This is a genomic window from Amorphus suaedae (genome assembly GCF_053629675.1).
Genome location: NZ_JBRJIT010000002.1, coordinates 1,503,784 through 1,528,464 on the forward strand (window position 1 = coordinate 1,503,784; position 24,681 = coordinate 1,528,464).

26 protein-coding genes are annotated in these 24,681 nt (G+C 68.2%); 13 read left to right on the forward strand and 13 right to left on the reverse strand.

The genetic code is table 11. From position 1 onward, the window contains the following. Nucleotides 1-99: 99 nt before the first annotated feature. From AB7M35_RS20695 to gatA, 4 genes are all read left to right on the forward strand, one after another. Nucleotides 100-1,125, forward strand: coding sequence for an ABC transporter permease (locus AB7M35_RS20695; RefSeq protein ID WP_453962385.1), 1,026 nt, complete (start codon nt 100-102; stop codon nt 1,123-1,125). Beyond that, on the forward strand, nt 1,122-2,288 hold the full coding sequence (locus tag AB7M35_RS20700) for an ABC transporter permease (protein ID WP_453962386.1): 1,167 nt from the start codon (nt 1,122-1,124) through the stop codon (nt 2,286-2,288). Before AB7M35_RS20695 ends, AB7M35_RS20700 begins: the two co-directional genes overlap by 4 nt. A gap of 185 nt (nt 2,289-2,473) precedes the next feature. Next, the gene (gene gatC, locus AB7M35_RS20705) at nt 2,474-2,761 is read left to right on the forward strand and encodes an Asp-tRNA(Asn)/Glu-tRNA(Gln) amidotransferase subunit GatC (RefSeq protein WP_453962387.1); all 288 of its coding nucleotides are present in this window, start codon (nt 2,474-2,476) and stop codon (nt 2,759-2,761) included. Nucleotides 2,762-2,892: 131 nt separating this feature from the next. After that, nucleotides 2,893-4,368 carry an Asp-tRNA(Asn)/Glu-tRNA(Gln) amidotransferase subunit GatA gene (gene gatA, locus AB7M35_RS20710; protein WP_453962388.1) on the forward strand — a complete coding sequence of 492 codons (1,476 nt, stop codon included), beginning with the start codon at nt 2,893-2,895 and terminating at the stop codon, nt 4,366-4,368. A gap of 62 nt (nt 4,369-4,430) precedes the next feature. Here the strand turns inward: gatA and phbB are convergent, their stop codons facing one another. The 4 genes from phbB to purL form a co-directional block, all read right to left on the reverse strand. Further along, the gene (phbB, locus tag AB7M35_RS20715; RefSeq protein ID WP_453962389.1) at nt 4,431-5,153 is read right to left on the reverse strand and encodes an acetoacetyl-CoA reductase; all 723 of its coding nucleotides are present in this window, start codon (nt 5,151-5,153) and stop codon (nt 4,431-4,433) included. A gap of 311 nt (nt 5,154-5,464) precedes the next feature. Then, nucleotides 5,465-5,800 carry a Grx4 family monothiol glutaredoxin gene (gene grxD, locus AB7M35_RS20720; RefSeq protein ID WP_453962390.1) on the reverse strand — a complete coding sequence of 112 codons (336 nt, stop codon included), beginning with the start codon at nt 5,798-5,800 and terminating at the stop codon, nt 5,465-5,467. A 52-nt stretch (nt 5,801-5,852) separates the two neighbouring features. Next, entirely contained in the window at nt 5,853-6,089 is a 237-nt protein-coding gene (locus AB7M35_RS20725; RefSeq protein WP_453962391.1) for a BolA family protein, read from the reverse strand. 43 nt (nt 6,090-6,132) lie between these two features. Further along, on the reverse strand, nt 6,133-8,334 hold the full coding sequence (purL, locus tag AB7M35_RS20730) for a phosphoribosylformylglycinamidine synthase subunit PurL (protein ID WP_453962392.1): 2,202 nt from the start codon (nt 8,332-8,334) through the stop codon (nt 6,133-6,135). Nucleotides 8,335-8,526: 192 nt separating this feature from the next. Between purL and AB7M35_RS20735 the strand changes: the two genes are divergently transcribed. Together AB7M35_RS20735 and AB7M35_RS20740 are read left to right on the forward strand one after the other, a co-directional pair. Further along, nucleotides 8,527-10,992, forward strand: coding sequence for a mechanosensitive ion channel family protein (locus AB7M35_RS20735; protein ID WP_453962393.1), 2,466 nt, complete (start codon nt 8,527-8,529; stop codon nt 10,990-10,992). 14 nt (nt 10,993-11,006) lie between these two features. Continuing rightward, nucleotides 11,007-11,558, forward strand: a complete 552-nt coding sequence (locus tag AB7M35_RS20740) for a sugar O-acetyltransferase (protein WP_453962394.1) — start codon at nt 11,007-11,009, stop codon at nt 11,556-11,558. 7 nt (nt 11,559-11,565) lie between these two features. Here the strand turns inward: AB7M35_RS20740 and purQ are convergent, their stop codons facing one another. The 3 genes from purQ to purC form a co-directional block, all read right to left on the reverse strand. Next, nucleotides 11,566-12,243 carry a phosphoribosylformylglycinamidine synthase subunit PurQ gene (purQ, locus tag AB7M35_RS20745; protein ID WP_453962395.1) on the reverse strand — a complete coding sequence of 226 codons (678 nt, stop codon included), beginning with the start codon at nt 12,241-12,243 and terminating at the stop codon, nt 11,566-11,568. A 23-nt stretch (nt 12,244-12,266) separates the two neighbouring features. Then, nucleotides 12,267-12,506: a phosphoribosylformylglycinamidine synthase subunit PurS gene (gene purS / locus AB7M35_RS20750; protein WP_453962396.1), complete on the reverse strand. Its 240-nt coding sequence runs from the start codon at nt 12,504-12,506 to the stop codon at nt 12,267-12,269. 104 nt (nt 12,507-12,610) lie between these two features. Further along, nucleotides 12,611-13,375 (reverse strand): phosphoribosylaminoimidazolesuccinocarboxamide synthase, encoded by a 765-nt coding sequence (gene purC / locus AB7M35_RS20755; protein ID WP_453962397.1) that lies wholly within the window; start codon nt 13,373-13,375, stop codon nt 12,611-12,613. 503 nt (nt 13,376-13,878) lie between these two features. Between purC and AB7M35_RS20760 the strand changes: the two genes are divergently transcribed. Further along, nucleotides 13,879-14,199: a DUF1476 domain-containing protein gene (locus tag AB7M35_RS20760; protein WP_453962398.1), complete on the forward strand. Its 321-nt coding sequence runs from the start codon at nt 13,879-13,881 to the stop codon at nt 14,197-14,199. Nucleotides 14,200-14,317: 118 nt separating this feature from the next. Here AB7M35_RS20760 and AB7M35_RS20765 read toward each other — a convergent pair whose 3' ends face one another. Beyond that, entirely contained in the window at nt 14,318-14,680 is a 363-nt protein-coding gene (locus AB7M35_RS20765) for a hypothetical protein (RefSeq protein WP_453962399.1), read from the reverse strand. A gap of 144 nt (nt 14,681-14,824) precedes the next feature. Between AB7M35_RS20765 and AB7M35_RS20770 the strand changes: the two genes are divergently transcribed. Further along, entirely contained in the window at nt 14,825-14,974 is a 150-nt protein-coding gene (locus AB7M35_RS20770) for a hypothetical protein (RefSeq protein ID WP_453962400.1), read from the forward strand. Between the two features lie 84 nt (nt 14,975-15,058). On the opposite strand, the gene AB7M35_RS20775 is transcribed toward AB7M35_RS20770, so the two are convergent. Then, complete coding sequence (locus AB7M35_RS20775) at nt 15,059-15,988, reverse strand: glutaminase (protein WP_453962401.1); 930 nt, start codon at nt 15,986-15,988, stop codon at nt 15,059-15,061. A gap of 114 nt (nt 15,989-16,102) precedes the next feature. Then, nucleotides 16,103-17,467, reverse strand: coding sequence for a nicotinate phosphoribosyltransferase (locus tag AB7M35_RS20780; RefSeq protein ID WP_453962402.1), 1,365 nt, complete (start codon nt 17,465-17,467; stop codon nt 16,103-16,105). 141 nt (nt 17,468-17,608) lie between these two features. Between AB7M35_RS20780 and AB7M35_RS20785 the strand changes: the two genes are divergently transcribed. Next, on the forward strand, nt 17,609-18,550 hold the full coding sequence (locus AB7M35_RS20785) for an ornithine cyclodeaminase family protein (RefSeq protein ID WP_453962403.1): 942 nt from the start codon (nt 17,609-17,611) through the stop codon (nt 18,548-18,550). A gap of 14 nt (nt 18,551-18,564) precedes the next feature. Here AB7M35_RS20785 and AB7M35_RS20790 read toward each other — a convergent pair whose 3' ends face one another. Genes AB7M35_RS20790 through AB7M35_RS20800 form a run of 3 tightly spaced genes read right to left on the reverse strand, consistent with a single transcriptional unit; the run spans nt 18,565 to nt 21,364 of the window. After that, nucleotides 18,565-18,846, reverse strand: coding sequence for an acylphosphatase (locus AB7M35_RS20790; RefSeq protein WP_453962404.1), 282 nt, complete (start codon nt 18,844-18,846; stop codon nt 18,565-18,567). A gap of 17 nt (nt 18,847-18,863) precedes the next feature. After that, entirely contained in the window at nt 18,864-19,292 is a 429-nt protein-coding gene (locus AB7M35_RS20795) for a gamma-glutamylcyclotransferase family protein (protein WP_453962405.1), read from the reverse strand. A 50-nt stretch (nt 19,293-19,342) separates the two neighbouring features. Then, nucleotides 19,343-21,364, reverse strand: coding sequence for an acetyl-CoA carboxylase biotin carboxylase subunit (locus AB7M35_RS20800; protein WP_453962406.1), 2,022 nt, complete (start codon nt 21,362-21,364; stop codon nt 19,343-19,345). Nucleotides 21,365-21,548: 184 nt separating this feature from the next. Between AB7M35_RS20800 and AB7M35_RS20805 the strand changes: the two genes are divergently transcribed. The 4 genes from AB7M35_RS20805 (at nt 21,549) to AB7M35_RS20820 (ending at nt 24,681) form a co-directional block, all read left to right on the forward strand. Continuing rightward, nucleotides 21,549-21,899, forward strand: a complete 351-nt coding sequence (locus tag AB7M35_RS20805) for a CidA/LrgA family protein (RefSeq protein ID WP_453962407.1) — start codon at nt 21,549-21,551, stop codon at nt 21,897-21,899. Next, entirely contained in the window at nt 21,896-22,612 is a 717-nt protein-coding gene (locus tag AB7M35_RS20810) for an LrgB family protein (protein WP_453962408.1), read from the forward strand. Before AB7M35_RS20805 ends, AB7M35_RS20810 begins: the two co-directional genes overlap by 4 nt. A 226-nt stretch (nt 22,613-22,838) precedes the next feature. After that, nucleotides 22,839-23,936 (forward strand): FAD-dependent oxidoreductase, encoded by a 1,098-nt coding sequence (locus AB7M35_RS20815; protein ID WP_453962409.1) that lies wholly within the window; start codon nt 22,839-22,841, stop codon nt 23,934-23,936. 61 nt (nt 23,937-23,997) lie between these two features. Then, nucleotides 23,998-24,681, forward strand: a complete 684-nt coding sequence (locus AB7M35_RS20820; protein ID WP_453962410.1) for a hypothetical protein — start codon at nt 23,998-24,000, stop codon at nt 24,679-24,681.

Genomic DNA, 24,681 nt, shown 5'->3' on the forward strand with positions numbered 1-24,681 from the left:
CGGCGGCGCGGCAGACGGCCGGCGGCGGAAGCCGCCACCGACGATCAATCCCACCGGCCGGTGCTCCATTCCCGGGGACGGCCGAGCGACAGCGAGATCATGGGCGTCTACATCCTCAAACGGCTGCTGACGATGATTCCGACGCTGTTCGTCATCAGCTTCCTGATATTCACCATCATCGAGCTGCCGCCGGGCGACTATCTGTCGAACCAGATCGACCAGCTGCGCATGCAGGGCGAATCCGCGTCGATCGCCCGCGTCGAATTCCTGCGCGACCAGTTCGCCCTCGATAAGCCGTTCGTCGAGCGCTACGGCATCTGGGTGGGCATCTGGCCGGGGCCCAACGGCTTCGACGGGCTGCTGCAAGGCAACTGGGGCTGGTCGTTCGAGTTCCAGAAGCCGGTGGAGGAGGTGGTGTCCGGGACACTCCTGCTCACGGTGATCCTGAACTTCGCCACCGTCCTGTTCGTCTACATCGTCTCGTTCCCGATCGGCATCTACTCGGCCACGCGCCAGTACAGCTGGGGGGACTACGGCTTCACCTTCCTCGGCTATCTGGGGCTGGCGACGCCGAACTTCCTGCTCGGGCTGATCCTGCTGTTCCTGGCCAACCGGTGGTTCGACCTGTCCATCGGCGGGCTGATGGATCCGCAATATGTCGACCAGTCCATGAGCATGGCGAAGCTCGGCTCGATCCTCGGCCACCTGATCGTCCCGACCATTGTGATCGGGACGTCGGGCACGGCGGCGATGATCCGCCGCCTGCGCGCCAACCTTCTCGACGAGCTGCACCGCCAGTACGTCACCACGGCGCGCGCCAAGGGTCTGAAGGAGAACAAGCTGCTCCTGAAATATCCCCTGCGCATGGCGCTGAACCCGTTCATCGCCGACATCGGCAACCTGATCCCGTCGCTGGTCTCCGGCTCGGTGATCGTGTCGGTGGTGCTCAACCTTCCGACCGTTGGGCCCATCCTGCTTTCCGCGCTGCAGTCCCAGGATCAGTTCCTGTCGGGCTTCATCCTGCTGTTCGTCGCGGTTCTCACGCTGATCGGCATGCTGGTCTCCGACATTCTGCTCGCGCTGCTCGACCCGCGGATCCGGCTTGGAGGCCAGGCGTCGAAATGAGCCACCTGACCCCGATGACCGACCATTACGTCGACCGCGAGCCGTTCGATCCGCAGGAGGCGGAGACGCTTACGCCGGAGCAGGAGAGCTTCTATCAGGCCTCCCAGTGGCAGATCATCTGGTGGCGCTTCAAGCGCCACAAGCTGGCGCTGTGGTCCGGCGTGATCCTGATCCTGTTCTATCTCTGCGTTCCGTTCGCCGAGGTGATCGCGCCGTACGATCCGAACACCCGCGACAACAGCCACCTCTACACCCCGCCGCAGCTGCCGCGCCTGTTCAACGACGGCCGCTTCGTCGGGCCGTTCGTCTATGGCTACGAGTCGACCGTGAACCTCGACACGCTGCAGTGGGAGTACACGACGAACCGCAAGGACGTGCAGCCGCTGCGCTTCTTCTGCATCGGCGACGAGTACATGTTCTGGGGCCTCTGGGAGGCGCGGTTCCACCTTGTCTGTCCGGCGAAGGGCGGCACGTTCTTCCTGCTCGGCACCGACCGGCTCGGCCGCGACGTGCTTTCCGGCCTCGTCTACGGGGCGCGGCTGTCGCTCACCATCGGCCTGGTCGGCGTCGCCATCTCGATCTTCCTGGGGATGTTCTTCGGCGGGCTCGCCGGCTATCTGGGCGGCATCGTCGATTCCGCGATCATGCGGCTGATCGAGATCCTGCGCTCGCTGCCCGAACTGCCGCTGTGGATGGCGCTGTCGGCGGCGATCCCGGTGACCTGGAGCCAGGTCTGGGTCTATTTCGGCATCACCGTCATCCTCGGCCTGCTCGACTGGCCGGGGCTGGCGCGCGCCGTGCGCTCGAAGCTGCTGTCGCTGCGCGAGGAGGAGTATGCCCGCGCGGCCGTCCTCATGGGCGCGCCTCCGGGGCGGGTGATCCGCAAGCACCTGCTGCCGGGCTTCACCAGCCACATCATCGCGTCCGCGACGCTGTCGATCCCGACGATGATCCTCGGCGAGACGGCGCTGTCGTTCCTGAACCTCGGCCTGCAGCGCCCGGCGGTGTCGTGGGGCGTGCTCCTCAACGAGGCCCAGAACATCACCGTGGTGACGGTCTATCCGTGGCTGATGGCGCCGGTGATCCCGGTGATCATCGTGGTGCTCGCCTTCAACTTCCTGGGCGACGGCCTGCGCGACGCGGCGGACCCGTACAAGCACTGACCGCGGGCGCATGGCGCTGGAAGCGGTTTCCCGGCCCTCCGGGTTCGGAATTCGGCCGCCCGTCGCGCTGGCGGCCGATTGCTGGTCCCGCTGCCGTTGCCCCGCCGCGCGGGCCGGTGCTATCAAGCGGCGAACCCGCGCCGCTTCCGGCGCGCTCGCAATGACACGGCATCGGAGACCGGGACATGTCGGTGGATTCTGGCACGGTGAAGCACGTCGCCTCGCTCGCGCGGCTCGCGGTGACGCCCGAGGAGACGGAGCGGCTGACCGCCGAGCTCAATGGCATCCTCGCCTTCGTCGACGAACTGGCCGAGGTGGACGTGACCGACGTGCCGCCGATGACGGCCGTCGTCGCCACGGCCATGAAGATGCGTGACGACAAGGTGACCGACGGCGACTGCCTGGAAGCCGTGATGTCCAACGCGCCCGACAGCGAGGACGGCTACTATCTCGTGCCCAAGGTGGTCGAATAGGCGGCCGCCGGAGCGGAATGCGGTGACGGCCCGGTCGTCCATCCGCATGACCCTGGAAAACCTGTGAAGTTTGACGATTTCGCCCGTCCGCGCGCCCGGCGCGGGGCGGGCGCTCTGGAAAGGATCTTCCCGTGACGGATCTGACGGCGCTTTCGCTGTGCGACGCCCGCGACGGCCTGGCCGCCGGCGACTTCACCTCGAGCGAGCTGACCGAGGCCTACATCGCGGCCATCGAGGCAGCGCGCGGGCTGAACGCCTTCATCCTGGAGACGCCGGATGCGGCGCGCGAGATGGCGGCCGCCTCCGACAAGCGCCGGGCCGACGGCAAAGCCGGGGCGCTCGAGGGCATCCCGTTCGGCGTGAAGGACCTGTTCTGCACCCGCGGCATCGCCTCGACCGCCGGATCCAAGATCCTCGGCAACTTCGTGCCGCCCTACGAATCGACCGTCACCGACAACCTCTGGAAGGCCGGCGCGGTCCTGCTGGGCAAGCTCAACCTCGACGAATTCGCCATGGGGTCCTCGAACGAGAACTCCGCCTTCGGCAATGTGGTCAATCCCTGGCGCGCCACCGGTGACGACACGCCGCGCACGCCGGGCGGCTCGTCGGGCGGGTCGGCCGCCGCGGTCGCGGCACATCTCTGCGCCGCCGCGCTCGGAACCGACACCGGCGGCTCGATCCGGCAGCCGGCTGCGCTGACCGCCACCGTCGGGCTGAAGCCCACCTACGGCCGCTGCTCGCGCTACGGCATCGTCGCCTACGCCTCGTCCCTCGACCAGGCCGGGCCGGTCGCCCGCACGGTCCGCGACGCCGCCGCCATCCTCAAGGTGATCGCCAGCGTCGACGACAAGGACACCACCTCCGTCGACATGCCCGTCGAGGACTACGAGGCCGCGGTGGACGGGCCGATGAAGGGCCTGAAGATCGGCATCCCGCGCGAATATCGCGTCGACGGGATGCCCGCCGAGATCGAGGACGTCTGGCAGAAGGGCGCCGACTGGCTGCGCGCCGCCGGCGCCGAGGTGGTCGAGATCTCGCTGCCGCACACGAAGTATGCGCTGCCGGCCTACTACATCGTGGCGCTGGCCGAGGCGTCGTCCAATCTCGCCCGCTACGACGGCGTCCGCTACGGCGTGCGCGTGCCGGCCGACGAGATCACCGACATGTACGAGAAGACCCGCGCCGCCGGCTTCGGCGACGAGGTCAAGCGCCGCATCCTGCTCGGCACCTACGTGCTGTCGGCCGGCTACTACGATGCCTACTACCTGAAGGCCCAGAAGGTGCGCACGCTGATCAAGCGCGACTTCGAGACGGTGTTCGCCGAGGGCGTCGACGCGGTGCTGGCACCGACGACGCCGGGCGCGGCGTTCCCGCTCGGCGCCAAGACCAGCGACCCGGTGGAAATGTACCTGAGCGACGTGTTCACCGTGCCGGTCAACATGGCCGGACTGCCGTCGATCGCGGTTCCGGCGGGCCTGTCGGCGGAAGGGCTGCCGCTCGGCCTCCAGCTGATCGGCCAGCCGTTCAGGGAAGCCGGCCTGTTCGCTCCGGCGCGCGCGCTGGAGGAGGCCGCGGGCTCCTTCACGCCGTCGAAGTGGTGGGCGTAGATCCTACTCCGTTCGGATCCGTCTGATCCGAACGGAAGGAACTGCTCACGTCTGGGGCGCGGTCAGGCGAGGTACTTGCCGCCGTTGATCGGCAGCGTGGCGCCGGTGATGAAGCCGGCCTCGTCCTCGACCAGGAACAGCACGCCCCGGGCGATCTCGTCGACCGTGGCAAGCCGGCCGACCGGTACGCCCTCGACGATGCCGTCCAGGACCTTCTGCGGCATCGCCTCGACCATCGCGGTTGCGGTGTAGCCGGGGGCAACCGCGTTCACCGTGATGTTGCGCCGGGCGCCTTCCAGCGCCAGCGCCTTGGTGAAGCCGATCATGCCGGCCTTGGCCGCGGAGTAGTTCGTCTGGCCGAACTGGCCGGACTGGCCGTTGACCGACGAGATGTTGACGATCCGCCCGAACCGGCGCTCGCGCATCCCCTCGATGACCGCGCGGCACATGTTGAAACAGCCGCCGAGGTCGACCTCGATCACGCTCTTCCACTGCTCCTGCGTCATCTTGTGGAGCGTTGCGTCGCGGGTGATGCCGGCGTTGTTGACCAGCACGTCGATGGGGCCGAGCTCGGCCGCGATCGCGGCGACCTCGGTCTGGCAGGCGTCGAAATCGGCGACGTTCCAGGCGCGGACCGGGATGCCGGTCTCCTCGGCGAAGGCGTTGGCGTCTTCGTCGTTGCCGAAATAGTTGGCGACGACGGTATAGCCCTTGGCCTTGAGGAGCTTGGAAATGGCGGCGCCGATACCGGTGACGCCACCGGTGATGAGTGCTGTGCGTGACATGGGGGTGCACCTGGCTTGCTGGGAGCGGGCGAACCTCACCTGTGGACCGACGTGCCGGCCGCCCGAAGGCGATCGACCGCGGCCATCTTTCACGACATCAGCCGTGTTGGATCCGGCGGGACCGGATCAATTCCCATTTGGGGGCGGGGGAGGCGCTGGCCAGAGGGTGTGGCATCGTGTCCGGCCAGGCGGGTCCGGAGCCATTGCCAGGCGGGTGGACCCGCCTGACGATCAAAATGGCCCCGGCATCGTAGCCTTGCGCGGTTCCCGGTCGTCCGAACCGCTTCGATCCGGACGGGAAGCTTGCGGGTTCAGACCGCTTCGCGAACCGGGATGCCGTGCTGCTTGAAGTGGGCCTGCAGCTCGCCGGCCTGGAACATCTCGCGGATGATGTCGCAGCCGCCGACGAACTCGCCCTTCACGTAGAGCTGCGGGATGGTCGGCCAGTTCGAATAGTCCTTGATGCCCTGGCGGAGCTCGGCCGACTCCAGCACGTTCACGCCCTGATAGGGCACGCCGAGATAGTCCATGATCTGGACGACCTGGCCGGAGAATCCGCACTGCGGGAAGGTCGGGGTGCCCTTCATGAAGAGAACCACGTCGGTGTCCTTCACGGTGTCGGCAATCCAGGTGTTCACATCGCTCATTCTGCAATCTCCGTATCCGGCCGGGGTCAAGGCCCGGCGGTTGAAGCGTCTCTCAGGCCTCCGGCGCCGAGGTCTGGAGCGCCAGTGCGTGTAGCTGGCCGCCCATCTGGCCCTGCAGCGCATTGTAGACCATCTGGTGCTGCTGGACGCGGGTCTTTCCCTTGAATTCCGCAGAGACCACGACGGCCGCGTAATGGTCGCCGTCGCCGGCAAGGTCGCGGATCTCGACGGTCGCGTCGGGAAGGGCGGTCTTGATCAGTTTCTCGATCTCGCTGGCATCCATTGCCATGGTGCGGGTGTGTCCTTTCGCCTCGAAGCTCTCGCGCAGTCGGTCAGTTGGCGCCCATGTAGGTCGGGAACCAATCCTCGTGCGCCTCGACGAGGGATGCAACGGATATGGAGAGCGCACCCTCCACCGTCAATTCGCTGCCCCCCACTTCGCCGATGTCGACGAGCTCGACGCCCGCCTGAGCGGCGGCCTCGACGAGGCGTGCGGCAAGCTCCCCCGGCGCCGACACAACGTAGCGCGCCTGATCCTCGGAAAACAGGGCGACGTGCGGCGCGCCGGGCACCGACACCGTGCAACCCAGTCCGGAGGCCATCGCCATCTCGGCGAGCGCCAGCCCGAGCCCGCCCGACGAGATGTCGTGGCAGGAGCGCAGGCCCATCTCGCGGATCGCGCGGCGGACGAAGTCGCCGTTGGCGCGCTCGCGCGCCAGGTCGACGTGCGGGGGAGGGCCGTCGGAGCGGCCCAGGACGTCGCGCAGGTAGATCGACTGGCCCATCTCGGTGCCATGGCCGCCGACCAGCAGGACGCGCTCCGCGGGGGCTCCGAAGGCCGCCACGGCGGTCTTGCGGTAGTCGTCCAGCAACCCGACGCCACCGATGGTGGGGGTCGGCAGGATCGCCTCGTCGCCGGTGGCGTTGTAGAGCGACACGTTGCCGGAGACGACGGGGAAGTCGAGCGCGGTGCAGGCCTCGCCGATGCCTTTGATGCAGCCGACGAACTGGCCCATGATCTCCGGCCGCTCGGGGTTGCCGAAGTTCAGGTTGTCGGTGACGGCCAGCGGCTCGGCGCCGATGGCGGAGAGATTGCGCCACGCCTCGGCCACGGCCTGCTTGCCGCCTTCGAACGGATCGGCGGCGCAGTAGCGCGGCGTCACGTCGACGGTCATCGCCAGGCCCTGGGTGGATTCGTCGATCCGCACCAGCGCCGCGTCGCCGCCGGGGCCGGCAACGGTCTCGCCGAGGATCAGGTTGTCGTACTGTTCCCACACCCAGCGCCGGGACGACTGGTTCGGCGAGCCGACGAGCGACAGCAGCGTCGGGCCGAGGTCGGCGGGGCCGGGCACATCTTTCGCCGCGAGCGCCTTCGGCCGGGCCGGCTCGCCCCACGGGCGGTCGTATTCGGGCGCCTCGTCGCCGAGCTCCTTGATCGGCAGGTTGGCGACTTCCTCGCCCTGGTGCCAGACGGAGAACCGCAGATCGTCGGTGGTCTCGCCGACCACCGCGAAATCGAGGCCCCATTTCACGAAGATCGCCTCGGCCTGGGCCCGCAGGTCCGGCCGCAGCACCATGAGCATGCGCTCCTGGCTTTCCGACAGCATCATCTCGTAGGCCGACATGGCCTCCTCGCGGACGGGCACCTGATCGAGGTCGAGGCGCACGCCCAGGTCGCCCTTGGCGCCCATTTCCACCGCCGAGCAAGTGAGGCCGGCGGCGCCCATGTCCTGGATCGCGATGACCGCGCCGGTCGCCATGAGTTCCAGGCACGCTTCCAGGAGCAGCTTCTCGGAGAACGGATCGCCCACCTGGACGGTCGGGCGCTTCTCCTCGATCGTGTCGTCGAACGCGGCCGAGGCCATCGTCGCGCCACCGACGCCGTCCCGCCCGGTCTTGGAGCCGAGATAGACGATCGGCATGCCGACGCCTTCGGCCTTCGACAGGAAGATCTTGTCGGTGTCGGCGAGGCCCACGGCCATGGCGTTGACCAGGCAGTTGCCGTCGTAGGAGGGATCGAACTCGACCTCGCCGCCCACCGTAGGCACGCCGAAGGAGTTGCCGTAGCCGCCGACGCCGGCGACGACGCCGGACACCAGATGGCGCGTGCGCGGATGCTCGGGCGCCCCGAATCGCAGCGCGTTCAGCGCCGCGATCGGACGCGCGCCCATGGTGAACACGTCGCGCAGGATGCCGCCCACGCCCGTCGTCGCGCCCTGGTAGGGCTCGATGTAGGAGGGGTGGTTGTGGCTCTCCATCTTGAAGACCACCGCGCGCCCGTTGCCGATGTCGACGACGCCGGCGTTCTCGCCAGGACCCTGGAGCACGCGGGGCCCCTTGGTCGGCAGCGTGCGCAGCCACTTCTTGGACGACTTGTACGAGCAGTGCTCGTTCCACATGGCGGAGACGATGCCGAGCTCGGTGATCGTGGGCTCGCGGCCGATCAGGCCGACGAAGCGATCGTACTCGTCGGGCGTCAGCCCATGCTCGGCGATGAGCTCGGGGGTGATTTCGATGGCGTTCGGGATCGACATGGGGCGGGCGTCGGGCCTTTCGGTGAATGTCCCTCGCGGATAGGCGTGTGCGCGGCGCGCGTCAATCGACTGGCGGGCGATTGGCCGGGCGAATTGCCGCCCGCGCTTGACGCCATGCTGGTTTTCCAACGCATTATCTTGCACACCCGGGGAGATGGCGAAACGCCGTCGGCGTGAACTTGGGGGCCTGTGATGCTGAATGGTTGGGGATGCGGTCTTCGCGCCGCGCTGGGTGCGGTGCTGCTGGCGGCGGTCCTGTCGCTCGGGTCGCTTGCCGGAGCGGCGCCCGTGCACGCGCAGGCGGCGGCGCTGCTGGCGGCCAAGAACGCCGGCAAGTCCTCCGAGACATCTTCCGCCGAAACCTCCGTCGACGGGCTGTCGTCGGGGCTCCAGGCTGTCGTCAAGCAGGCCGAGAAGGCCGGCGCCCAGGTGATCGTGATCGCGCCGGCAGGGGTTGCGAGCGAGCCGGCCGAGACGCCGACCGAGAGCGCGGGACGCCTCAAACAGCGCCTCGTCGCGATCACCATCAGGGTGGAGGCGAAGGTCAAGGAACTGGCGGGCAAGTTCCACCTGCTGCCCGCGCACGTCGATCGCACCCTTCGCGCCGCCTCGCCCGACAACTCGCTGACCTGGCTCGGCATGGCCGCGCTGCTGGTCGGGATCACGGTGCTTGCCGGCGCGCTGGTCTACCGGCTGGTGATCGGCTGGTTCCGCGAGCACCTGCTGCGCCTCTATCCGGCCGTGCCGGAGACCCGCGGCGAGAAGATCGGCTACCTCCTGTCGCGCGGGGTGATGATGCTGATCGCGGTGGCGTGCTTCGCCTTCGTGGGGCTCGTCGTCGGCGTGTCGGTCACCAACACCGGCGGGCCCGTCCGCATCACCAACATGGTGGTGATCTCGGCCTTCGCCGTCGGCCTGGTCGCCCGCACGATCTTCAAGACGCTTCTGTGTCCTGACAATGCCGCCTACCGCCCCTTCCGCTTCGACGACCACACCGCGGCCACCCTGTTCTCGCGGCTGATGGCCGGCCTGTGGGTCTCGCTTGCCGTGCTGGCGCTTGCCGAGTGGATGCGCGGCATGGGCATGGACATCGACGCCTTCAAGCTCGTCTACATCCTCTCCGGCCTGATCGCCGTGATCATCCTGTCGCTGATCACGCTCGCCTATCGCAGGGAGGTGGGGGCCGCGATCCTGGCGCACGAGCCGGGACGCCCGCTGTCCGGCATGCGGCGCGTCATCGCCCAGACCTGGTACGTGGTGGTGCTGCTGTATCTGTGGGCCGCGTGGATCGTCGAGTCGGTCCGGCGGCTGCTGGACATCGCCGGGGGCGGCGCGCTCATCGCCGGGCCCCTCCTGGCGATCGTGCTGTCGCTCGTCCTCTATTCCATCCTGCTGATCGTCATCGACCACATGTTCCCGCTGCCGGAGAAGAGCGAGCGCCTGGTGGTCGCGGACGAGGCTCCGCCGGTGCAGGCCCATTCGCTGGGCGCGGCCGTCGCCGGGCCCGAGACCTACGTTCCGTTCGATGGGGACGACGACTATTCCGACACGGCGCCCCTGAAGGTCCGGATGGTCGGCAAGCCGGCCTTCAAGCGCCTCTTCGAGCACGGGGCGGCGATCGTTTCGTTCGTCGTCTGCGCCGTCCTGATCCTGCACCTGTGGGGGCTGCCGATCGCGGCGGAGGGCAACATCGTCGCCCGCTCGCTGGGCACCTTCGTCGTGCTGTTCCTCGCCTACATGGCCTACGAGGCGGTGAAGCTCTGGGTCGACGGAAAGATCGCCGCGGAACAGGCCCAGTACCAGGTGCACGGCGACGGCGAATCGGAGATGGGACACGGCGGTGCCAGCCGCCTCGCCACCCTGCTGCCGCTGTTCCGCAACTTCCTGCTGATCACCATCGCCACCATGGCGATCATGGTCGCGCTGGCCGGGCTTGGGGTGAACATCGCGCCGCTGTTCGCCGGTGCCGGCGTCGTCGGCCTCGCCGTCGGCTTCGGGTCCCAGGCGCTGATCAAGGACATCTTCTCCGGCGCCTTCTTCCTGATCGACGACGCCTTCCGCAAGGGCGAGTACATCGACCTTGGCGGGGTGAAGGGGGTGGTCGAGAAGATCTCGATCCGCTCCTTCCAGCTGCGCCATCAGAATGGGCCGCTGTGCACGGTGCCGTTCGGCGAGATCAAGCAGCTGACCAACTACTCGCGCGACTGGGTGATCATGAAGCTGCCGCTGCGGCTCACCTACGACACCGATCCGGAAAAGGTGCGCAAGCTGATCAAGAAGGTCGGCCAGGAGCTGCTCGCCGATCCCGACATCGGCCACATGTTCCTGGATCCGCTGAAGTCGCAGGGCGTCTACCAGATGGAAGACTCCGCGATGATCATCCGGGTGAAGTTCATGACCAAGCCCGGCGACCAGTTCCTCGTGCGCAAGCGCGTCTACGCCGAGATCCGCGACCTGTTCGCCCGCGAGGACATCCACTTCGCCCATCGCGAGGTGACCGTGCGCATCGTCGATCAGGACGGCAACGAGATCGATGACGACGACGAGAACGACCAGCGCCGCAAGCACGCGGCCGGCGCCGCGGCGCGCCGGCTCCTCGACGAGGAGGCGGAAGCCAAGGGCAAGAAGCCGGGCGGCGACGCCGCCTCGGATCGATAGGGATCGCCCGGCAGATGACGCGCAGCGAAAAGGACAAGATGCTGGCTGGCGAGTTCTATGTCGCCGAAGGCCCCGAGCTTGCCGCCGACAAGGCCCGCGCCGCGCAGTGGATGGACGTCTACAACGCCGCCCAGGCCCGCCCGGCGGAGGAGCGGCACGCTTTGCTGAAGGAGCTGTTCGCGGCGGTTGGCGACGGCAGCGAGGTGCGCCCGCCGTTTCACTGCGACTACGGCTACAACATCAGCCTGGGGGCGGGCGTCTTCCTGAACTTCAACTGCATCATCCTCGACGTGGTCGAGGTGTGGATCGGCGACGGCACGCAGATCGGCCCGGGGGTGCAGATCCTGACCGCCGACCACCCCCGCGAGCCGTCGAGACGGGCCCAGCGGATCGAGTTCGGCCGTCCCGTGACGATCGGCTGCAATGTCTGGATCGGGGGAGGGGCGCTGATCCTGCCCGGCGTGACCATCGGCGACCACGCCCGCATCGGAGCGGGCAGCGTCGTCACCCGGGATGTGCCGGGCTACGGCGTCGCCTTCGGCAATCCGGCGCGGCTGAGGCCCTGACGCGGGCTCAGGCGGGCTCGGTCATCGCGGAGGCGAGACTCGCGAAGAGGCCGACGCCGTCGGTGCCGCCCTGGTGCGCGGTGATCAGGTTTTCCGGATGCGGCATCATGCCGAGGATGCGGCCGGTGTCGTCGAGGATGCCGGCGATGTCGTTGACCGAGCCGTTCGGATTGGTGCCGGCGGCATAGCGGAACACGACCTGGCCGTTGTCCTCCAGCCGGGCGAGGGTGTCGGCATCGGCGAAATAGTTGCCGTCGTGGTGCGCGACGGGGCAGGAGATGACCTGACCCTCGTCATAGGCGCTGGTGAAGGCGGTACCGGTCCGCTCGACGGAGAGCTTCACCGTCCGGCAGACGAACCGCAGGTCGGCGTTGCGCATGAGCGCGCCCGGCAGCAGCCCGGCCTCGGTGAGGATCTGGAAGCCGTTGCAGATGCCCAGCACATAGCCGCCGCGGCGGTGGTGCTCGGCGAGCGCCGGCATGATGCCCGCCCGTGCGGCGATGGCGCCGCAGCGCAGATAGTCGCCGTAGGAGAAGCCACCGGGAAGCACCACCAGATCGACGTCGGGAAGGGACGTGTCGGCGTGCCAGACGAAGACCGGATCGCTCCCGGTCGTGGCGGAAATCGCCTTGGCGACGTCGCGGTCCCGATTGGACCCGGGAAAGACGATGACGGCTGACTTCACGGGAATATCTCCGGCGGCGAGATCTAGACCAGCTCGATCGCGTAGGATTCGATGACGGTGTTGGCGAGCAGCGCCTCGCACATGGCGGAGACCTCGGCGCGCGCGCGCTCCGGATCCGTCTCGGCCAGGTCGAGGTCGATCACCTTGCCCTGCCGGGCCGCGTTGACGCCGCCGAAGCCGAGGCCCCTGAGGGCGCCTTCGATGGCCTTGCCCTGCGGATCGAGAACGCCCTGCTTCAAGGTCACGGTCACACGCGCACGCATCGTCTTGTCCAAATCCGCTTCAATCATCTGAGGCGCCCGAGCCGTTCGGGCGGTATCGGAAACCGCAGGCGGGGGCGGTGCGTGACCGCATCGCCCCGTGCCCGCTATTTGACGAGGACGGGGCCGGTGCCCTGCGGACGCTCGACCTCGTTGAGGATGCCGAGGCGCCGCGCCACTTCCTGGTAGGCTTCGAGAAGCCCGCCGAGGTCGCGACGGAACCGGTCCTTGTCCAGCTTCTCGTCGGTGGCGATGTCCCACAGACGGCAGGAGTCGGGCGAGATCTCGTCGGCGACGACCATGCGCATCATGTCGCCTTCCCAGAGGCGGCCGCATTCCATCTTGAAGTCGACGAGACGGATGCCGACGCCCAGGAACAGGCCGGACAGGAAGTCGTTGACCCGCACGGCCAGCGCCATGATGTCGTCGATCTCCTGGGGGGTTGCCCAGCCGAAGGCGGTGATGTGCTCTTCGGTGACCATCGGGTCGTTCAGTTCGTCGTTCTTGTAATAGAACTCGATGATCGAGCGCGGCAGCTGGGTGCCTTCCTCGAGCCCGAGACGCTTGGACAGCGAGCCGGCCGCGACGTTGCGGACGACGACCTCGAGCGGCACGATCTCGACTTCGCGGATCAGCTGCTCGCGCATGTTCAGGCGCCGAATGAAATGGGTCGGGATGCCCATGTCGTTCAGGTGGCCGAAGATGTACTCCGAGATCCGGTTGTTGAGCACACCCTTGCCGTCGACGATCTCGTGCTTCTTCGCGTTGAACGCGGTGGCGTCGTCCTTGAAGTGCTGGATCAGGGTGCCCGGTTCCGGACCCTCATAGAGGATCTTGGCCTTGCCTTCGTAAATTCGGCGACGACGGTTCATCGGCACATACCGTGTGTGATTGTGAAAATCCATGAAGCTGGTGGCTCTCCGAGATTGCGGGGCGCGAACCAGCCACTGTCGTTTTGTGGCTGAACGTATCACGAGTCGCTGCGCAGCCACCGCGGCCGCACCCTACTCGATCGCGAAACCGTGGACAATCCACACCCTCGGACGCAGCGGCGGCGATGGGGCCGGCCTTCCGGGCCTGCCAGGCGCGCATGCACGTACTGCAACGCTAGATGGGATTTCCGAGCGGTTTCAACAAGATGGTTTCTCGCGGGCAGGGGCGGGCGCCCGGGATCACGGCGATGTGGGTCTGCGGACGAGAGGAAGCCCTTGGCGTCGACGCCGATTGTTCCCATTTTGGTGCGCAGGGGCGGCCTTCGGAGGCCAGCGCGCGTTGCACCGCGTTGATTCCGTGATGATGCGCCGTTATTGAGGCAGCGACGGACCACGAGGTTGCATCACAGCGGCCGGCAGTGTGTCACTTTTGGGAGGCTCTCATGACCACGTTCGAAGGCCGCAAGGAAGCTCACGAGGGCAAGTTCGCTCACGACGAGGAGCTGCGCTTCAAGGCCACCGCGCGCCGCAACAAGCTGCTTGGCCTGTGGGCCGCCGACAAGCTCGGCTACACCGGGGACCAGGCGGAGAACTACGCCAAGGAAGTCGTTCGGGCCGATTTCGACGAGCCGGGCGACGAGGACGTGTTCCGCAAGGTGCGGGGCGATTTCGATGCCGCCGGCGTCGAGCAGAGCGATCACCAGATTCGCCGCACGATGGAAGAGCTGATGGCCGTCGCCGTCGGTCAGATCCGTCAGTCCTGACAAACCTGCTCTAAACGCATTCGAGGCGGGCGTGGGCGCCCGCCTCGTTTGGTATTGATACGCGTGCTCGCGACGGTTTTGCGCGAGCGGCCGTGTCAGTCGGTAGACTTCCCCGCCCTCAGGACGGCGGCGACGCCGGTTCGGACTGCGCGGGCGCCTCTCCGTTGGTCGCCGGCGACAGCGCCTGATCCGATTCGGCCATCAGGTAGAACCACGCCAGAAATCCGAAGATCGCGAACGCCGCGATACCCAGGCCGAGCACCCACTTCATCGGCCAGGTGTTCTCGCCCTGGCGGGCGCGTTCCTTGCCGACGCGGAGCTCGTCGTCGTGGGTTTCCTTGAGCATGGCGGTACACCTTTCCATCACGTACGCGCGCCAGCCGGCTACCCGCAGGGCGGATAATCCGGGGCGCAGCTTCCATGCGAACCAACGCGGAGGATCCGCGCGCGGTTCCTGGCCGTCGCCCGTTGCGGCGGACACGTCCGTTCACGGTATGATGATGGCGAACGCGGGCCGGCCCGGGAGGGAACCGCGCATGGCATCACCGCGTTTTCTCTCCGACAGGCAGATCCTTCGGGTCTGCTCACGGCCCGGCCCGACCGGCCAGCGAACGCGAGGAAGACCATGAGCGACGGCAAGAAGAAAGACGAACACGCCGAAGACAAGGACAAGCGGACCAAGCAGGAGAAGTCGGACGACCTCGACGAGGCGCTCGACGAGACGTTCCCGGCAAGCGACCCCGCGGTGTCCCCTTCCATCACCGGACGGGACTGACGCGCGCAGCCTTCAGGCGTCACCGAATTTGAACCGATCAGCGCTCCGGCAAGCCTCGCTTGCCGGAGTTTTTGCGTCCGGTCGTCAGAACACCGACAGGTCGGCGTCACGCGCCAGCCGTTCCAGCGCCGCGAACCCCGCCACCGAGTTGCCCAGCGCATCGAGCTCGGGCGACCAGACGGCGATCGCCATCCGGTTCGGAACCACCGCAACGATCCCCCCGCCGACGCCGCTCTTGGCGGGCAGCCCGACGCGATAGGCGAAGTCGCCGGCCGCATCGTAGAGCCCGCACGTGAGCATCAGCGAGTTGACCCGCCGGGACCGTCCCGGGGGCAGCAGCTGGGCCCCCGACTTCGCATCGCGCCCGTCGTTGGCCAGCGGCAGCGCCGCCTTCGCCAGTTCCACGCAGGTCATCGAGGCGGCGCAGAAGTGGGTGTAGGCGGACACCACCGCCCGTGGGTCGCCCCTGAGGTTGCCGTATTCCTTGAGCAGCGCCGCGGCGGCGTAGTTGCGGAAGGCGGTGGAGAGTTCGCTCTTCGCCACCTCGTAGTCGCAGCTCACCCGCTGGGAATGGGCAAGCTTGCGCAGGAAGCCGATCAGGGTGTGGACGGGCGTTGCGGCCCGCTCGATCAGGCAATCGGCCACCACCAGCGCGCCGGGATTGACGAACGGATTCATCGGCCGCCCCTGTTCCTGCTCGATGCGGGTCAGGGAGTTGAACCGCTGGCCGGACGGGTTGCGCCCCACGCGCGTCCACAGATCCGCCTCCATGTAGTCGAGCGCCAGGCAGAGGCTGAAGACCTTCGAGATCGACTGGATCGAGAAGGGGACGTTGGCGGCGCCGGCGGTGGCGATCCCGCCGTCGAGCGTCGCGACCGCGATCCCGAACTGCTTCGGGTTCACCTCGGCGAGCCGCGGGATCGAGCCGTTGACCTTGCCCTGGCCGAAGTAGACCGGCGCGTCTTCGGCGATGCTGGTGAGCAGGGGCGCGAGCTCGGCGGCTGCAGTCGTCATTGGCGGTCCTCCCAGACCCAGACCCGTTGTCATTCGTCAGGCGATACCGCCCGGAGCTCTCGCCGATCAGGCGGGATCGTTCGATCCGTCACACCCCGAAGTCGTGCAGGGCGGTCAGGTTTCCGCGCGAAGCTCGGCTTCGATCGTCTCGGTGTAAACCCGCAGCGCGTCGCTGACCTCGACCTCGTAGGCGGGCACGGCGCGGGCGAGCGCGCGCAGATGGTCCGGCAGACATGCCACCTCCCGGAGGGTCGTGGCACGGATCTCGTCGAGGCTGCGGCGGCCCGCTTCGGTGCGGACGCCGTTGGCCATCACCGTCTCCATGAGCGGCCGGCCCGGTCCGTCCTCGTCGGCGCGACGGACAACGTCCTTCCGGGCCTTGCCGTCGGCCTCGATCCGGCTCACCTGCTTCGCGCCGGGCAGGTTCTTGCGCAGCGGCGCGAGCTTCATGCGTCCCTGGCCGTCGTAGGCAGCGAGCTTGTAGGCGATGTCGAGCTCGGCGGCGTCGGAGGAGGTCGTCAGCCGCGTGCCCACCCCGTAGCCGTCGATGGGGGCGCCGGCGGCGGCGAGCTCGGCGATCCGGTGCTCGTCGAGGCCGCCCGAGGCGATGATCTGCACGCGCTCCAGGCCGGCCGCGTCGAAGCGCCGGCGGACTTCCTTGGAGAGGTCCGCCAGGTCGCCGGAATCGAGCCGGACCGCGCGGACGTGGAAGTCGTCGCCGAGCTCGCGGGACAGCGCGATGACGTTGTCGGCGCCCCGGATCGGGTCGTAGGTGTCGATCAGCAGCACGGTATCCGGATAGAGCGCGGTGAAGGCACGGAAGGCCGAGAGCTCGTCCTTCCAGGCCTCCACGTAGGAGTGTGCCATGGTGCCGGCGATGGGCAGGTCGTAGAGCTTGCCGGCCAGCACGTTCGCGGTGCCCACGCAGCCGGCGATGTAGGCCGAACGCGCCGCCTTGTTGCCCGCGTCGAAGCCATGGGCGCGACGGGTGCCGAAGTCGATCACCGGGGTGCCCCGGGCCGCCTCGACGATGCGGATCGCCTTCGAGGCGAGGATCGTCGAGATGGTGATCTGGTTGATCAGCAGCGTCTCGATGAGCTGCCCCTCGGCGATCGGCGCCTCGACCTCGAGGATCGGGGCATGCGGAAAGATCGGCGTTCCCTCCGCGACCGCGCGCACGGATCCGGTGAACCGGAAACCCTTCAGATACTCCAGGAACTCGGACGAAAAGCGGCCGGTCGAGGCGAGATAGGTCAGGCTGTCATCGGAAAAATGCAGGTTTTCCAGATATTCCAGCACCGGGTCGAGGCCGGCGGCCAGCATGAAGTTGCGCGCCTCGGGCAGCTTGCGGAAGAACAGCGAGAACACCGCCTGGCCGCGCATTTCCTCCCGGTGGTAGGACTGCAGCATCGACAGCTGGTAGAGGTCGGTGAAGATCGCGGCGTCGTCGTAGGGGATGCCGAGCGGCGGAAGGGCCATCGTGCGCCTCGTCAGCGGAGGGAAGGGGGCGTGCGAACCGGTTGCCCGCTGCCTTTGAGGCCGTCCGGACGCGCCGTGTCAACATGACTTCGCACCCCCGGTGCGAACCGTGACCGGAAATCAGGATCGGGAGAACTCAGGATGCGCATCGTTTCGGCAGAAGACATCGACCGTGCGCTGTCGTGGCGATCGCTCGTCGATGCCCTGAAAGCCGCACACAAGGCTGAAAGCGTCGACCTGGGCGATACGCTGCTGTCGTCGGAGGGCCGCAAGCTGCTGGTGCGCTCGGCCTGGATCGGCGGCCTCGGGGCCGGCGTGAAGGCGGTCACCGTCTATCCGGACAATCCGACGGCAGAGCCGCCCCGCCGCTCCGTCCAGGGCGCCATGCTGGTGTTCGACGAGGAGACCGGCGCGCCGGCGGCCCTCGTCGACGGCGTCGCGCTGACCGCGTGGAAGACGGCGGCCGATTCGGCGCTCGGATCCGATTTCCTGTCCCGCTCCGACATCGCCTCAATGCTGATGGTGGGGGCGGGCAGCATGGCCGAGCCGCTGATCCGCGCGCATCTCGCCGTGCGTCCGTCGCTTACCCGGATCACCCTCTACAACCGCACACGTGCCCGGGCCGAGGCGCTGGCGGCGCGCCTGTCGGACCTGCCCGCCGAGCTGGTGGTCAGCGACGATCTCGACGCCGTGCTTCCAGAGGCGGATCTCGTCACCACCGCGACGATGTCGGAAACGCCGGTCCTGAAGGGGGCGCTGTTGAAGTCCGGCTGCCATGTCGATCTCATAGGCGCGTTCACCCCCACCATGCGCGAGGCCGACGATGCCGTTCTCACGCGCGGTCGGCTGTTCGTCGATTGCCGGCACACCACCATCGGCGAGATCGGCGAACTGATCGATCCGATGGAGCGCGGGGTGATTTCGGCGGAGGACGTGCGGGCCGACTATTTCGACCTCGCCACGGGAGCGGAAGGCCGCACCGCAGACGACCAGATCACGGTCTGCAAGAACGGCGGCGGTGCGCATCTCGACCTGATGGTCGCGCGCCACGTGCTCGATCAGGGCGTCGGCCGGGACGTCTGAGCCCGGCTGACCGTTCAGCTGGTCTCGCGCACCTCGAACGGCGTGTTGATGGTGTGGGAGTATTCCTGGACGCTGACGGAGGTGACGTTCGAGCCAGGCGGTCCCTTGCGGCATTCGGCGATCATCTCCGCCACGACCTCGCTCGGTCCGGAGAACACGGCCTCGATCTCTCCGGTCATGCGGTCGCGGACCCAGCCACCCAGCTCGTAGCTGTCGGCGATCTGCGCCAGCCAGGAGCGGTAGCCGACCCCCTGCAACATGCCGGCAATGACGACGTGAACGCTGCGATCGCTCATGGCGATGTCCTTTCGCGCTATCCCGGCCGCAGCCAGGACTCCAGTTCACATAGATGGGTCGGCGGCAGGCCCCACGCACGGGCCGCGGGCAGGACGATCTTGTCGAGATAGCCTCTGCGCGGGCGGCCCGAAGTCTGCGAGCGGCCGACATAAACGAGCGCGCGAACCGGTCCCTTTGTTCCGCGGACCGGCAAATGAGTCTTGCGATAGAGGCCGCTCGCCACCTCCTCGTAGGCATCGAGGGCCGCTTCGTCCTTCGCGGAGATCTGCCAGAGCACCCCGTGCACGGTGGAGCCGAGCCGCGGCGCGACCGAGGCATAGCCGTCGATGGTGATCCGGAAATGCCAGTTTTCCAGGCTCGCGTGGCCGAGCGGCTTGGCCGACGGGCAGCGCTGGCGCATGCCTGCGGGGTCGAGATTGGCACCGTAGGCGAACGTCAGGCGCATCGGCGCGACACTCCGCGAATGGGGTACTGGAAGGGTGGTCGGAGGGGACCTTACTCGAACTCCATGATGATCGCATCAACGGCAAGGCTGTCGCCTTTCGCGGCGTTGACCGATTTCACGGTGACGAGGCGCTCGGCCCGCAGGACGTTTTCCATCTTCATGGCCTCGACGATAGCCAGTGTCTCGCCGGGCTGGACCTCCTGGCCCTCGGCGACCTCGATGGAGACCACCAGCCCCGGCATCGGGCACAGCAGGAACTTCGAGGTGTCCGCCGCGATCTTCTCCGGCATCAGCGCGTCCAGCTCGGCGATGCGCGGCCGCAGCACACGCACCTCGGTGGAGACCCCGTGCCATGTCGCCTGGTAGCCGTTGAGGGCCGACTGAAGCTGCACCGACACCGACAGGTTGCCCACCATGCCCGTCCACAGCAGATCGCCCGGACGCCAGTCCGACGTGACGGTGACCGGCTCGGCATCGTCGCCGATCACCAGCCCGAGCGAGATCGGCAGTCCGGGTGTGCCCTCGGTCACGCGCACCGGGAGCTGCTCGCCGGCGATGTCGACGGTCCACTCGGTGTTGAGCGGTGCGGGGACACGGCGCATCTGGTCGGGGAGGCGACGGTAGCGCTCGGCCCTGGCCAGCTCGGCGGAAACCGCGGCGGCGCACAGCACCCGCCTCGCGGTGGCGTCCAGCTCGCCGCCGGCGAAGCCCTCCGGGAATTCCTCGTCGATGAAGTTCGTCGACAGTTCGCCGGAGCGCCAGCGCGGATGCGCCATCAGCGCCGACAGGAACGGGATGTTGTGGCGGATGCCCTCGATGATCGTGCGGTCCAGCGCCTCTCCCATGGCGTCGATCGCGCCCAGCCGGGTGGGGGCGTGGGTGACCATCTTGGCGATCATCGGGTCGTAGAAGAGGGTGATTTCCGAGCCCTCGACGACGCCGGTGTCGACGCGCACCTTGGAATCGCCGAGCACCTCGCCGGCGGGGGTGCGATAGGTTGTGAGCCGGCCGGTGGAGGGCAGGAAGCCGCGGAACGGGTCTTCGGCGTAGAGGCGCGTCTCGATGGCCCAGCCGTCCAGCTTCACGTCCTCCTGGGCGATCGACAGCGTCTCGCCGGCGGCGACGCGGATCATCTGCTCGACGAGGTCGATGCCGGTGACCAGCTCGGTGACCGGGTGCTCCACCTGCAGGCGGGTGTTCATTTCCAGGAAGTAGAAGCTCTTGTCCTGGCCGGCGACGAACTCGACCGTGCCGGCGGAATCGTAGCCGACGGCCCTGGCCAGCGCGACCGCCTGGGCGCCCATCTGGGTCCGCACCGGATCGTCCTTGTCGAACAGCGGCGAGGGGGCTTCCTCGACGACCTTCTGGTTGCGGCGCTGAATGGAGCATTCGCGCTCGCCCAGGAAGATCGCGTTGCCGTGCTTGTCGCCCAGCACCTGGATCTCGATGTGGCGCGGGTTGACGATGAACTTCTCGATGAAGACGCGGTCGTCGCCGAAGGAGGAGGCGGCCTCGGAGCGGGCGCGGGCGAAACCGTCGGCCACCTCGTCGACCGTCTTGGCGACGCGCATGCCCTTGCCGCCACCGCCGGCCGACGCCTTGATCATGACCGGGAAACCGATCTCGCGGGCGACCTCGACGGCCTCCTCGGGCGTGGCGATGATGCCGGCGGAGCCGGGAACGGTGGAGACGCCGGCTTCCTTCGCCTTGATCTTCGAGGTGATCTTGTCGCCCATCGCGTCGATCGCGTCGGCATGCGGCCCGATGAACACGATCCCGGCGGCCTGGAGCGCCTGCGGGAAGGCGGAGCGCTCGGATAGGAAGCCGTAGCCCGGATGGACGGCCTGGGCGCCCGTCTGGCGGCAGGCGTCGACGATCTTGTCGATCAGCAGATAGGACTGGGAGGCGGCAGGCGGACCGATCAGCACGAACTCGTCGGCCATCTCCACGTGTAGCGCGTCGCGGTCGGCTTCCGAGCAGACCGCCACCGTCTTGATGCCGAGGCGCTGGCAGGTGCGGATGATGCGACAGGCGATCTCGCCCCGGTTGGCGATCAGGATTTTGTCGAACATCGGCAGGCCATCCCCCTCTGGCAGCGTCCAGCACATCGTGCGCAGATCTTGCGGACGGATCGAGTCTCCGGCCTTGATCTCTGTGGGCTCGATGTCGCCTATACCAATCCGCTGATCCGGACAACGCGGTCAACCGGCCCCGGTGTCAAGATGAGGGCGGCTTTGGGCAAGACATGACGAACAGATGATCAACGCACTCGCCATCCTGCTCGTCTGCCAGCTGGCGGGCGAAATCGCCGTACGCCTGATCGGCGCGCCGGTGCCGGGCCCCGTCGTCGGTGCGGCATTGCTGGCGCTGGCGCTTTCGGTTCGCGGCATCCCTTCCTTCCTGCCGCCCGTCGCCCACGGCATCCTGCGCAACCTGTCGCTGCTGTTTGTTCCGGCGGCCGTCGGCGTCGTGCAGTACGGGCCGCTGCTGGCCGAACACGGGGTCGCGCTGGCGGTGATCCTCGTCGTCTCCACGGCGCTCGCGATGGCGGTCACCGCGCTGGTGTTCCGGCTGGTCGGCGGACGGGTGGGAGACGACGAGCGATGACGCCGGTGGAAAGCCTCTGGGTCTACCTCGCCGAAAAGCCGCTCCTCTGGCTCACCGTCACCCTGGTCGCCTATCTGCTCGCCGACCGGATCGCCGCGCGGTTCGGCTACGCGCCCCTCGCCAACCCCGTGGTGATGGCGACGGCGCTGGTGGTGATCTGCCTGCGGCTGTCCGGCACGGCCTATCCCGTCTACTTCGAGGGCGCGCAGTTCGTGCATTTCCTGCTGGGGCCGGCCACCGTCGCGCTCGCCATCCCGTTCGTGGAAAACATCCGGCACGTGCGGCGCGCGCTCCTGCCGCTGCTGGTGGCGCTCGCCGCCGGGTCCGTCACGGCGGTCGGATCGGCGCTGGCGCTCGGCTACGCCTTCGGGCTGCCGCACGACGTGCTCGTCTCGCTGGCGCCGAAGTCGGTGACCACGCCCATCGCCATGGGCATCGCCGAGCGCCTGGGCGGCATCGCCAGCCTTGCGGCCGTGCTGGTCATCTGCACCGGCGTGATCGGGGCGATCCTGCTTACCCCGCTGATGGGCCTCCTGAAGATTCGCGACGAGGGCGCGAAGGGGCTTGCGGCTGGCGTCGCCGCGCACGGCATCGGCACGGCCCGGGCGTTTCAGCTGTCGCCGCTGGCGGGCACCTTCGCGGGGCTCGGAATGGGCCTGAACGGCTTCCTGACAGCCTTGCTGGTCCCGCTGCTGCTGTTGCTGCTGGGCTGAGCGAGGTGCGTCGGGAGCCATGCCGATGGTTGCCTTCCGCGTCGCCTTGATGCCATCGTCCGCCGCGCTGCGGTCCGCGGCGCCATCCCAGATTATCCCGACCGCGCCGGTCTCCCGGCCGGGCGACCTTTTCCCGCCCGAATTTGTGTGACAGACCGATCCCCTGCCCAGCGCGCCCGCATCTTTGGCGCACGGGGGGACGGCGAACGATGGAGCGACGGTGATCATGGCCAAGGCGGAGCGAGTGCTGGTCGTCGGTGCTGGTCCGGTGGGTCTCTCAGCGGCGCTGGCGCTCGGCAGGTCCGGTTTCGACGTGCGCATCGTCGACCAGTCGGCCGAGCCGTCGAGCGAGTCGCGCGCGGCGGTGGTCAACGCCCGTACCCTCGAACTGCTCGACTACCTCGGCGTCGCCGCCGACCTGATCGACGCCGGCGTGCGCCTGGACGGGCTGAAGCTGGTCGCGGGCTACTCCACCCTTGCGACCGTCGACATGACGCGGCTCCGGCATCCCTTCAACTTCATCCTCGGCATTCCCCAGAGCGAGACCGAGGCGATCCTCGACGACCATCTGGCCTTCGAGGGGATCTCGGTCGAGCGCGGCACCCGGGTGAGCGAGCTCTACCAGGACGCGGCCCGGGTGCACGTCACCACGACGCATGGCTACGACCGGCACGAGGAAAGCTACGACTGGGTGCTCGGCGCCGATGGCGCCCATTCCACCGTCCGCAAGGCGCTGTCGCTCGATTTCGCCGGCGAGGCCTATCCGTTCCAGTGGTCGCTCGCCGATATCGACATCCATGACGGGGCGTCGATGGAGTGGGGCGAACTGCGCCTCGATCCGGGCCGGCCGATGCTGCTACGCGTGCCGATCGCGAGCGGCCGTCACCGGCTGATCTCCAACGTGCCGAACGTGCTGGATCTGGCGCCGCCGGCCTGGCAGCTGGGCGCGCTGCACTGGAGCGCGGAGTTCGCCGTCAGCCATCGCCACGTCGCCACCCAGGGCAAGGGGCGCGTCTGGCTGGCCGGCGATGCGGCGCACATCCATTCGCCGGCCGGCGGGCGCGGCATGAATCTCGGCATCGAGGATGCGGTCACTTTCGCGCGCTTCCTGAGCGCCGGCCGTGTCGCCGAATGGGCGACGTGGCGCTGGCGCAAGGCGGCCACGGTGCTCAAGGAAAGCGATCGCATGCAGCGTTTCGCCACCAGCGAAGGCGGGGTGATGCGCAGGCTCGGCCCCAAGGCGATGGGGGTGGCCCTGAAGCTGCCGGCGCTGCACCGGCGGCTCGTCACCCGCACGGCCGGGCTGTTCGATCTCAAGCCGTGATCGGGGCCGGCCGCACCAGGGTCCAGGCTTCGGCGAAAGGGCCAGACGGGCAGGAGGGCAGATGACCGGGCGCGATCCTTCCGCAGGCAATCCGGCCCTTCCGTCGGGGGCGGTCATCCCGTTCGGCGCGGCCCGGCTGTCCGCCGATCCCCACACCGCCGGTCGTTGCTTTCGGGCGGAGCCCGGCCACGGACCGCTCCGCCTTTCCAGCGGCGTGGTCGGGATCGACGGCGCACCAGGGGTCCTCTCTGCCGACGATCAGGCGGAGGCGCTGCGGGCGCGTCTAGCGGCGCTGTCCGATCCCTGGTCGCGGTCCATGCGTGCCTTCGTCGACGGCTATTTCGCCTTCGTGATGGACGAGATCGCCCGGTCGCGGGACGCGATCGCGGCCGAGCTCGCCGGCTTCCACGGCCTCTACCGGCCCGAGGATCTGCGTTTCGCGGCCTGGCTGCCGCTGCCCCTCGCGCACCTGCCGACCGCCGGCGGGCATCGGCTGGTGCCGTTCGCGTTCTGGACGGGCGCGGCGGTGCTGGCGGTGGAGCTTGGCGACCACGGCAGCCCGCTCGACGTCGGCGCAATCCGGTTTCCGACCCAGATTGCCCGCATCGACGGCCGCGATCTCGCGCGCGATCCCATCGCGACGCTGCGTGCCACTCTGCCGGCGGAGGCCATCGCCTTCTGGGCCGGTTCGGGCTTGCCGGCCGCACCGGCGCGCACTGCGGCGACGCTGGCGCTGCCCCTCTGA